Genomic DNA, 10693 nt, shown 5'->3' with positions numbered 1-10693 from the left:
AAGGAGTCCGCCATGACCGAAGACCTCGTTCCGTTCCTCGGCCGCTGGCGCCTGTGGAACCAGTTCGCGCTGCGCGGACCGGGCTTCCCGGCCGACGGCGTGCTACGCCTGGCTCCCCCCGGACTCGCCGAGGCCGCGGACAAGTTCGGCCCCGACACCCCGCTGTCCGGCCCCGACTGGGAAGCCTTCGCCGACGAGCTGGGCGCGGCGGCCGTGCAGACCGCGCACGTTCTTCAGGACATCGCCCGCACCCCGGCGTTCCGGCAGGCGGTGGCCTGGCAGAACCGGCCCGTGCTCACCTCCGGCATCGCCCCGTTCCTGCGCTGGAAGCCGGGCATCGATGCGCGCAGCAGCATGCCCCGCCAGCGTGAGGAACTCGTCGCGCACTACTGGCAGCGGTTCTGCGTGAAGAACGACACCATCGGCTTCTTCGGCCCCGTCGGCTGGGGCCGCTGGGACACGGCGGCGTCCGGGGTGCAGGTCGACCCGGGAACCGGCCTGATCGCCGATTCCACGGTGTACTGGGCCAGTTGGGGCATTGACGCGCTTGCCAAGATCCTGGACGCGGATGCGGGACTGCGCGACTGGATCGCCCCGCGGCGGGTGCCGTTCGTCGTGCTGAACGGTGACGAGGTGCGGGTGCCCGGCCGGCGCCCGACGACGGTGTCCGCCGCGGCCGCGGCGGTTCTCGCCCACTGTGACGGGGTACGGCGGGCCCGCGACATCGCCAGCGACCTGCCCGGCACCGACGTCGCCGCGACGCTGCACGACCTGGTGGCCCGCCGCTGGGTGACCTGGCGGCTGGAGGTCCCGGCCGGAACCCACCCCGAGCGGGCCCTGCGCACCTGGCTGCTGACCATCGGCGAGCCGAGCCTGAGGCAACGTGGCCTCGCTGCCCTCGACCTCCTGGAGAAAGGCAGGGAGAAAGTAGCCGCCGCCACCGACGAGGACGAACTCCTGACGGCTTTGCAGGAGCTGGAGCGCGACTTCACCGACCTCACGGACACGGCCGCCGTGCGGGAGAAGTCGGCCTCCACCGCCCCCTGCCGCTCTCTCGTGTACAGCGACACGCGGCGCTCCGCCACCACCCGCCTCGGCCCGGCTGTCGTGGAGGCGCTGTCCCCACTGCGCATCCTGATGGACAGCGCCGGCTGGCTGACCTCACAACTGGCCGCCACCGTGGAAGCCGAGATCCGCGCGGTCCATCACCGACTCGCAGCCTCCGGCCCGGTCGACCTGGCCTCCTTCTGGTTCGCGTGCCTGCCGGTGCTGCACGGCAGTGCCCGCACGGCAGCCGGGGAGCTGCAGCGGGAGTTCGCCGCACGCTGGCAGCGCATCCTCGCAGTCCCCGAGGGGGCCCGCCGGGTCGGCCGGCGCGCCGCCGACATCGAGAGGGCCGCGCGGCGGGAGTTCGACGGTGGGGGAGGCTGGACCACGGCCCGTTACCTCAGCCCGGACATCATGATCGCCGCCGACGGTCCTGAGGCTGCCGCACGCGGCGACCTCACCCTCGTCCTCGGTGAACTCCACCTCGCGGCCAACACCTTGGGTGCCTCGCTCTTCACCCACCAGCACCCGGACATCGAGGAACTGATCGCCCTCACCGACCAGGACCACCCCGGCCCGCGCCTGATGCCCCTGATCCCCAAGGAGCACCGCGCCCGCCTCTCGGCCCGCGTCCGGCACACGCTGGTGCGACCCCAGGACTACCAGGTCGCCCTCTCCGACTTCACCGCCGACCCCGCCCGCCCCCGGGCCGTCCGCAGCGCCGACGCCCTTGTCGAGGAGCGCGACGGCGAGCTCGTCGTCCGCCTGCCCGACGGTGCGCTCTTCCCCGCGATCGATGTCTTCTCACACGTCCTGACCACGCTGTCGATGGACCTCTTCCAGCTGCTGCCGGCGGCTGCCCACACCCCCCGCGTCACCCTCGACCGCATGGTGGTCGCCCGCGAGACCTGGCAGCTGCCCGCCGCGGAGGCCGCTTTCGCCGACGACAAGGACGAAGCCCGGCGTTTCGTGCGGGCGCGCCAGTGGCGCACCCGACTCGGGCTGCCCCGCTACGTCTTCGTCGTCTCTCCGACGGAGTCCCGGCCCTTCTACGTCGACTTCGACAGTCCGGTGTACGTCACGATCCTCGCCAAGGCCCTGCGCCGCCTTGCCCGCAAGGACCCGAACGGCACGGCCACGTTCACGGAGATGCTTCCGACCCCGGAACAGACCTGGCTCACTGATGACGAAAGGCGGCGCTACACGGCGGAGTTGAGGTTCGTCGCCTTCGACACGCAGGGGAAGTGAGGGAGGCCGGGAGGCCGATCCGTCCTTGTCGCGTCGGAGAGGGTGTCAGGTCGTCCAGAGCACTGCGCCGTTCTGCACGATGGCCACCTTGGCGTCGGCCCGGAGGACGAGTTGGGCTCCTTCGTGGCCCCAGGTCTGTGAAGCCCAGATGGGGCGGTCGTCGCCGTTGTGGATGACGAGGTTGCCGTCCTGCTGGAAGATCGCCCGGTGGTTCGTACCGAAGGTCATGGATGCCCAGATCGGCTTGCGCTGCTCGTTGTAGACGACGAGGTTGCCGTCGGTCTGCATGACCATCCGGATGCGGTTGGTGGTCCAGGCCTGGTTGACCTCCAGGACGCTGGTCGCGGAGACGGTCTCGGTGCTCCAGTTCGGCTTCGGGCTCGCCTTGGGCTTGGGCTTGGCCTTGGGCTTCGTTTCCGGTGTGCTGCTCGGGCTGGTCTTCGGCTCGGGAGCGGCGGACTGGGGAGCGGCGACCTTCGCGGGCGCGCTCTTCGTCGGCTTCGCCTTTTTCGGGGACGGGCTGGGCTTCTCGGCCACGTAGTCGTCGAGGGCGGCTGGGGCGGAGGTCGGGTTCAGGACGGTGTCGGAGCCTCCTGCGGCCAACCCCTGTGCGGAGTCGGGGGGTCCGTCGTCCTTCGCGCTGCCGGTCAGCAGCAGGGGTATGGCGATCAGAGCGGCGCCGGCTATCGCTGCCCCGGCCAGGATCGGCTTGCGGGGACGTCCGCCGCCGACGCCGGTGTGGGTCTTGGCGCCCGGCGGCGTGGTTCCGACGGCTGCCGCTACGGCGGCGCGCTCCTCGGGTGCCTCAGTGGTTCCGGTTGCCTCGGGCGAGGGCGGGATGGCAGTGGTTTCCTCGGCGTCGGCGGTTTCGCTCGTACCCGGGGCTGTGGCCTTTTCGGGTCCGGCCGCGGTGGCGTTGCTCTCCTCGGCTCCGGCAGCGGTGGGCGCCCCGGTCTCGTTGGCACCGGACTCCGCCTTAGGGGGTCCGGATTCTGCGCCTGCGCCGCCGGATTCCGTGTCCGCGGTGCCGTGTTCCTTCTCGTTCTTGCCGGATTTCGCCCCGGCTTCGTCTGACTCCGCGGCGGTGTTTGCGGACTCCGCCTGTGGAGCCGGGGACTGGCGCGGCGTCGGTCCGTCCGGTGTGGAGGGGGTGGGCGGTAATCCGGTCTCCCCTGCGCGGGCGGCGGCCGCCTCCGAGTTCGCGTCGGGGGTGGGGTGCTGGGGGGACATGCGGTACTCCTCCTCGGTGGCGGAGCTGTCGGTCGTGGCCGGGGGCCCGTGCAGTGGTCGTTTGGATGAACACCGGGAAGTCCGGCGGGCGTTGGTCGAGTGCCGACCCGAGGTGGACCGGAGTTCGGTCCGGTCGCGGTCGTCAAGGTGCACCGGCCCGGCGCTGTGGTGGCCGCAGGCCGATCCGGCGCCGTGCCGAGCAACAAGGTCTTCCCGTACGGCTCAACTTAGCTCCTGCCGTGGACGGTTGGCCGACCGCCTCCCTCAACTCTGCCGTCGCTTTGTCCACTCAGGCCTCGCTGCTCCCGGAAAGTCCCCGATCCGGGCAACGAACGGGCACGCCGACGCGGCGATTCGGACTCCGTCCGCTCCGCAACGGGCGGGGCTGGTGTGGCATCCTGGGCTCCCGATCTGATCATCGTCGGTGTGTGCGCGAGCCACCGGCGCCCAAGTGTTGGTACTGACCGAAGAGTTCAGGTGGAGATGCGGCCCGGACAACGGCAAGAGGGCGGGGATGACGTCCCGTCCGCGGTGCCCGACAGCTCCGGCCCGGCCGCCGCGGAGGCATCCGGCGCCGACGACGCCAAGGTCACAGAGACTCCCGAGATACCCGGGGCCGTACGGGACGCCGCCCGCCGGGCGCCCGGCCACTGGATCGGGATGGTGGACCCGGAGTGGCAGCAGGACGGTATGCCGCCGGAGTGGGCGGTGGTGGGGGAGTGGCAGTCCGACGAGAGCGGGGACGTCGGGGACTACCGTCCCAACCCCGCCTACCGGCCCTCGGCCCGGGTGCTGGGCTGGCCGGAGCCCACCGACCCGGTGGACGCGGCGGCGCAGCGGGCTGCCACCGGCTACGGCTCGGTGGCCGAGGCGTTCGCGGCGCTCGCGGAAGCAGAGATCACGGTGGTGCGGGGACCGGACGGCGGGCCGCTCAGGGCCGCCGGACTGGACGGGGCGCCGGTGATCCTGTCGTTCACCTCACCGGCGCACGAGTTCATGTCCGCGGCACTTCGCCATGACACGGTCCCGGCACAGGAGCTGGCACGGTCACTGCGCGGGTCCGGCGCCCTGCTGATGGTCAACGCCGGTGCCGCCGCCCCCCTGCTCGTCCCGGCGGACAGGCTCCTGGACGCCTTGCCCGAGCCGGAAGTCGAGCGGGTGCCCGCGGCCCCCTCCGAGGTCCGGACCCACAGTTCTGCTGAACCTTGGCCCCACACCACAGGGAGGACCCCGTGACGCGTCCGGCCCAGCATCCCCCGACCTCCCCGCGGGCGGAGTCCGGTTCCGCCGGCGAGGACACGGCCGCCGCCCTCACCCAGCCTCAGCCCGAGGCCGAGCCCGAGACCGCCCAGGCGAAGTCCGGGGCCGAGGGGACGGCCGCCGGGGGTGAAACTGCAGCCGAGGGCGGTGCCACCGAGCCCGAAGCCGCCGCGGAAGGCCGGGCCGCCGAGCCCGAGGCCGAAACAGGTCCCGCCGACGGCATGGCCGCCGGCCGTCTGTCCGAGTCGGAAGCGGAGCCTCACGGCGACGCCGACTCGGAGAGTGACCCCGGTGCGGCCGCGGCGGTCAAGAGCCGACTGCCCGCTCTCGTGCGGACCATGACCGCGACCGCCATCGACCGGCCGCGGCAGCAGACCGCGCCCGTGGGGCGTCCGGGCAAGGCGGTGCTGGCCGGGGCCGCGGTCGCCGGGGCACTGCTCGTGTCGGTGCCGTTCCTCGTGCTCACCGGGGGCGACGACAAGGACCCCAAAGCGGCACCGGCGGGAGGAACCGTGCTCGGCGGTGGTGCGCAGGAGGCGCCGGGTGATTTCGTGGTCACCGAACCCGACACCAAAGCCTCCGACGGCGGCGAGAAGAGGTCCGCCAAGCCCGACAAGCCGGTGAAGCAAGCCCCGGAGGGCGGCGCGGCGCAGGGCTCGGGCAGAGAGACGCCGAAGCAGGACGGTGGCGGGAAGGACCGGCCCGAGGGGGACGCGGGCCGGCAGGATCAGCCCGCGAAGTCGGGCGGCGGGAACACCTCCGGGGGCGGCGCCGACCAGCCCGCCAACACCGGTTCGGGCGTGACGTTCAGTGCCCCGGTCTCTCTGCGCAGCCACCTCTCCGGCCGCTGCCTCGACGTACCGAACGCCGACTTCGGCGACGGCAAGAAGCTGTTCGTGTGGGACTGCAACAACGGCGTGGCGCAGAAGTGGCAGTTCGCCTCCGACGGCACCATGCGCATCCGGGGCCTGTGCCTGGACGTGGCCAACGCCGACTACAGCGACGGCACCGCCATCCAGATCGCCCGGTGCAGTGGGAACGCCGCCCAGAAGTTCGTCCTGAACGAGCGTCACGACCTGGTCAACACCGTCGTCGGCAAGTGCGTCGACATCAAGGACAACAACACGGGCAACGGCGCCTGGTTGCAACTGTGGACCTGTGCCGGTACCGACAACCAGAAGTGGAGCGTCTGACCGCGTGTCAGACGTCTTCTGGCCGAGAGCGTCGCTCCTGGCGCCGGACCGCCCCGGCAGCGGGGCATGATGGCACCGTCGGCTCGCCGACACGCGTCCTCGCAGGTCGGGGCGCCCGCTGAAGATGCTGCCCTAGCAAGGAGGTTGGTGCGTGTCGCGCCAGGTACTGACGGTCGGTCCCGGGGACCGGGACCGTTACCGGACGATCGGTGAGGCACTCGCGGCTGCCCGGACCGGGGCGCTGATCAGCGTCCGGCCCGGGACGTACGCGGAGAACCTGGTGATCCACACCCGGGTCACCCTCACCGCCGCCGAGGGCCGGGGAACCGTCGAGATCAGGCCACGCTCGGGCAGCGTCCTCGCGCTGCGCGCCGACGCCGTGATGCTCTCCGAGCTGTCCCTGCGCGGCGGTGACGCCGAACTGCCCGCCGTGGACGTGCGGCGCGGGCAGGCCGCGCTGGACGGCTGCGAGATCGTCGGCGTCGCCTGGACCGCGGTACTGGCCGGGGGCACCGGCTCCCTCGCGCTGCGGGACTGCCGGGTGAGCAACCCCCAGGGCGCCGGGATCGTCGTCACCTCGACCACGCCCACGACCGTGGAATCCTGCACGCTGGAGCACCTGGGCACCAGCGGCCTGGTCCTCGCCGAACAGGGCGAAGCCCGGCTCCGTGGCTGCACGGTGCGCGCCGCCCGCGGCAACGGCCTGCTCGCCAGCGGCGAGGCCACCGGCAGCGTCGAGGACTGCGACATCTCCTCCACGGACAAGCCCTCCATCGCCCTGGAGCAGAACTGCTCCCTGACGGTGGTGCGCACCGTGGTGCACGACACCAGCACCGGAGTGCACCTGAGCAGCACGGGCCGTACGACGCTGGAGGACGTCCGCGTCACCGGAGCCTCCGGGAACGGCATCGCGCTGGCCGCAGGCACCGATCCGGTGCTGCGCCGCTGCCGCGTCTCGCGTACCCGAGGACATGGCGTGCTGGTCACCGACCGGGCGCGTGGCACCTTCGAGGACTGCTGGGTGGACGGCGCGCAGGGCGCGGCGCTGCGGGTTGCGGGGGCCGCCTCTCCGGCACTGACCGGTCTGACGGTCCGTGACTGCCAGCAGGCGGGGCTGCTCCTGGAGGAGGACTCGGCACCGGAGCTGGACCGCCTGGAGGTGATCGGCGGCTCGCCCGCGGTCTCGGTGCGCGGTGGTGCCAACCCGCTGCTGCGCCGGGCCCGACTGGTGGAGCCTTCCGGTGACGGCATCACGGCGGGCAAGGACGCCCGCGGCCGTGCCGAGGACTGCGAGATCGTCCGGCCGAAGGGCGCGGGCGTGCGGGTGGCCTCCGGCAGCACCCTGTATCTGGCCGGCGGAGGGGTCTCGGACAGCGCCACCAGCGGTCTGGTCGTGGAGGACGGCGGCAGTGTCACCGTCCGCGACTTCCGCGTCGAGATATCCGGCGAGGAAGGTGTCGTGGTCGCGTCCGGCGGGGAGCTGACCGCCAACCGCACCACGGTCCACGCCGCTCAGGGGCATGGCTTCCTGCTTCGCGAGGGTGCGCTCGCCTCGCTCAGCGGCTGTGAGGTCTCCGGCGGCGCCCAGGACGGCTTCCGGGTGGAGTCCACCGCCCCGGTCGCGCTCGTGAACTGCCTGGCCCGGGAGAACGAGGGCGGCGGCCTGGTGCAGACAACGCCCGGCGATCGGCTCGCCGTGGACGGCCTCAGGAGCACCGGCAACGGCAAGCGTGACGCCTGGGGCAGCGGAAGCGCCGAGAACACCGACCCGGCAGGATCCGGCGCCGCGGATGCGCCCCCGCCGGACCGCGTGGACGGCCCGCTCGGCGCCCTCAACGCGCTGATCGGTCTGGAGAACGTCAAGCAGCAGGTCGGCACCCTGGTCAACCTGACCCAGCTCGCCCAGCGCCGCGAGCAACTCGGTATGTCCGCACCGCCGATGAGCAGACACCTGATCTTCGCGGGCCCTCCGGGCACCGGTAAGACCACCGTCGCCCGCCTCTACGGGGCGATCCTGGCCGAACTGGGTTCCCTGCGCAGCGGGCACCTCGTGGAGGTCTCCCGCGCCGACCTGGTCGCGCAGGTCGTCGGCGGCACCGCGATCAAGACCACCGAGATCTTCCAACGGGCTCTCGGGGGCGTGCTGTTCATCGACGAGGCGTACACGCTCACCGCGGACAGCGGCAACGGCGGAGCCGACTTCGGCCGCGAGGCGGTGGACACCCTGCTGAAGCTGATGGAGGACCACCGCGATGACGTGGTCGTGGTCGCGGCCGGCTACTCCCGGGAGATGGAGTCCTTCCTGGGCTCGAACCCGGGCCTCGCCTCCCGTTTCTCCCGGACCGTCGAGTTCGAGAACTACTCCGTGCCCGAACTGGTGGCCATCATGGGGAACATGTGCGCCCAGCACCAGTACGAACTGGGCGAGGGCACCGAGGCCGCGCTGGCCGCGCACTTCGAGGCGATGCCCAGGGACGCCGGATTCGGCAACGGCCGTGCCGCACGCGGGGTGTTCGAGGAGATGGTGGACCGACAGGCCGTGCGGCTCGCCGCCCAGGCGCAGGTCGGTGAGCACGACCTGCGGCTGCTGCTGCCGGAGGACGTGTCGGCCACCGGCGCCGCGACGGCCGCCGGGTCCGGTGCACCTCAGGACGACCCGCTGACCCGCCTCGGCGACATGATCGGCCTGGCCGAGGTGAAGCGCGATGTCGCGGACCTGGTCAACCTCATCACCACCGCCCGTCACCGCGCCGCCGCGGGGCTGCCGGTGCCCTCGCTCAGCCACCACCTGGTCTTCACCGGCCCGCCCGGCACCGGCAAGACCACTGTCGCCCGTCTGTACGGCGAGATCCTGACCCAGCTCGGCATCCTGAAACGGGGCCAGCTGGTGGAGGCGGCCCGTGCCGACCTGGTGGGCCGCTACATCGGCCACACCGCCCAGCTCACCCGTGAGGTCTTCGAACGGGCCCGCGGCGGTGTGCTGTTCATCGACGAGGCGTACACCCTCACCCCGCAAGGCGGCGGCGCCGACTTCGGACAGGAGGCCGTGGACACCCTGCTCAAGCTGATGGAGGACCACCGCGACGAAGTGGTCGTCATCGTCGCGGGCTACACCGGCGAGATGGAGCGCTTCCTCGCCTCCAACCCCGGGCTGTCCTCCCGCTTCCCGCGCCGGATCGCCTTCGCCGACTACTCCTCCGAGGAACTGGTCACCATCGTGCGCGCACAGGCCGCGAGCATGGGCTACGAGTGCGGCCCCGGCACCGGCCCGGTGCTCAGGGCCTACTTCGAGGCGCTGCCCCGGGATCGCTCGTTCGGCAACGCCCGGCTTGCCCGGCAGGTGCTCGAATCGATGGTCACCCGCCAGGCGGGGCGGCTCAGTTCGCTGGCCGCGCCCACCCTGGACGACTTGCGCATCCTTGTTCCCGAGGACGTGGCCGCGGCGCCGAAGGCGGCCGGACTGTGAAGCCTCCTTCCCGCGGGGCAGCCCGTCTGCTGTCCGGCGCCGGCCTCGCCGCCGCCCTGCTGCTGCCTACGGCCGTTCCGGCTCATACGGCCCCCCTCTCGCGGACGCCGACGGCTGACGGGAAGAAGGGTCAGGCGCTTCCGGCGATGCCTTCCGTGCTCGATGCGGCCGCGGAGTGCACCCCAGCCTCGCGGGAGAAGGCGAAGAAGCAGGACTGGTCACGTCAGCGCCTCGACCTGGACCGGCTGCACGGGCACGGCATCGGCGCGGGCGTGACCGTCGCCCTGATCGACACCGGTGTCACCCCCGACGCCGACGGCCTGGAGGGCCGGGTCACCGCCGACGGCCCGGCCGCGGAGGACTGCGTCGGGCACGGTACCTTCCTGGCCGGGCTGATCGCCGGGACCGCCGAGGGGGCCGCGCGTCTGGCCGGCGTCGCCCCGGGCGCGCGGATCCTGGCGCTGCGCGGCACGGACACACGCGGTGAGGCGAACCCGGCGCTCGTCGCGGCGGCGGTGCGCGAGGCCACCCGAGCCGGGGTCGACGTCATCGCGGTCACGGTGGCCCTTCCGCGCCGGGACACGGAACTGTCCCGAGCGGTCGCCGACGCCCGCCGCGCGGGTGCGGTCGTCGTGGCCGCGGCCACTCCCGACCCGCCGACGCGGGGGGACACCGACGAGATCCCGCCCCGCGTGTACTGGCCGGCCGGGGAACCCGGAGTCCTCTCGGTCGCCGACATGCTCCCCGGTGGCCTCCGTCCGGACCGGGCCCTGCCCACCACGGGCATTGACCTTGCCGCTCCCGGGGCCGGCGTCGTCTCCGGAGGACCGCGCGGAGACGGCCATTACCTCGGTGCCGGCGCCTCGGTCGCCGCCGCCTATGTGGCCGGTGCCGCCGCGGTGGTCCGCGCAGCGCACCCGGACACCTCGGCCGACGCCGTCACCCGCCGCCTGACCGCCACCGCCTATCCGGCCGACATCCCCCAGCTGGATGCGTACGCCGCCGTGACCACGGTCCTCGGTGACCCGCGTGCGTCGACCGGCGCCGGGCGCGCCGCGGACCGCGTCACCGTCCGTGACACCTCCGACGCCGACGCCGCCACAGACCGAGCCACCCTCCTCGTCATCCTCGGATCGGCTGCCGTACTCGCGGTCCTATGGGCCGTGTTCGCCCTTCCCCGAGCCCGTGCGAGGCGCTGGCGTCCGGCAAAGGCCGGTGGAACGGGAGAGGACTGAGCCGTACCCGGGAG

6 protein-coding genes are annotated in these 10693 nt (G+C 72.6%); 5 read left to right on the top strand and 1 reads right to left on the bottom strand.

All coding sequences use genetic code 11. The features are described from left to right. Positions 1–12 precede the first annotated feature (12 nt). A complete protein-coding gene (locus tag OG381_RS02700; protein ID WP_327714447.1) occupies positions 13–2295 on the top strand; it encodes a lantibiotic dehydratase in 2283 nt (760 codons plus the stop codon). Positions 2296–2340: 45 nt separating this feature from the next. Here OG381_RS02700 and OG381_RS02695 read toward each other — a convergent pair whose 3' ends face one another. Beyond that, a complete protein-coding gene (locus tag OG381_RS02695) occupies positions 2341–3525 on the bottom strand; it encodes a mannose-binding protein (RefSeq protein ID WP_327714446.1) in 1185 nt (394 codons plus the stop codon). A gap of 483 nt (positions 3526–4008) precedes the next feature. On the opposite strand from OG381_RS02695, the gene OG381_RS02690 reads away from it, so the two are divergent. The 4 genes from OG381_RS02690 (at position 4009) to OG381_RS02675 (ending at position 10679) form a co-directional block, all read left to right on the top strand. Beyond that, positions 4009–4761 (top strand): type VII secretion system-associated protein, encoded by a 753-nt coding sequence (locus OG381_RS02690; protein ID WP_327722366.1) that lies wholly within the window; start codon positions 4009–4011, stop codon positions 4759–4761. Then, the gene (locus tag OG381_RS02685) at positions 4758–5978 is read left to right on the top strand and encodes a ricin-type beta-trefoil lectin domain protein (protein ID WP_327714445.1); all 1221 of its coding nucleotides are present in this window, start codon (positions 4758–4760) and stop codon (positions 5976–5978) included. Before OG381_RS02690 ends, OG381_RS02685 begins: the two co-directional genes overlap by 4 nt. Before the next feature lie 151 nt (positions 5979–6129). After that, positions 6130–9444, top strand: coding sequence for a right-handed parallel beta-helix repeat-containing protein (locus OG381_RS02680; protein WP_327714444.1), 3315 nt, complete (start codon positions 6130–6132; stop codon positions 9442–9444). Further along, positions 9441–10679 carry a S8 family serine peptidase gene (locus tag OG381_RS02675; RefSeq protein WP_327714443.1) on the top strand — a complete coding sequence of 413 codons (1239 nt, stop codon included), beginning with the start codon at positions 9441–9443 and terminating at the stop codon, positions 10677–10679. The genes OG381_RS02680 and OG381_RS02675 overlap by 4 nt, the downstream gene beginning before the upstream one ends. Positions 10680–10693: the final 14 nt, after the last annotated feature.

The sequence above is a fragment of the Streptomyces sp. NBC_00490 genome (genome assembly GCF_036013645.1).
Classification (GTDB): Bacteria; Actinomycetota; Actinomycetes; order Streptomycetales; family Streptomycetaceae; genus Streptomyces; species Streptomyces canus_F.
Note: the sequence above shows the minus strand (reverse complement) of the source record. Positions and strands in the feature narration are given on the sequence as shown.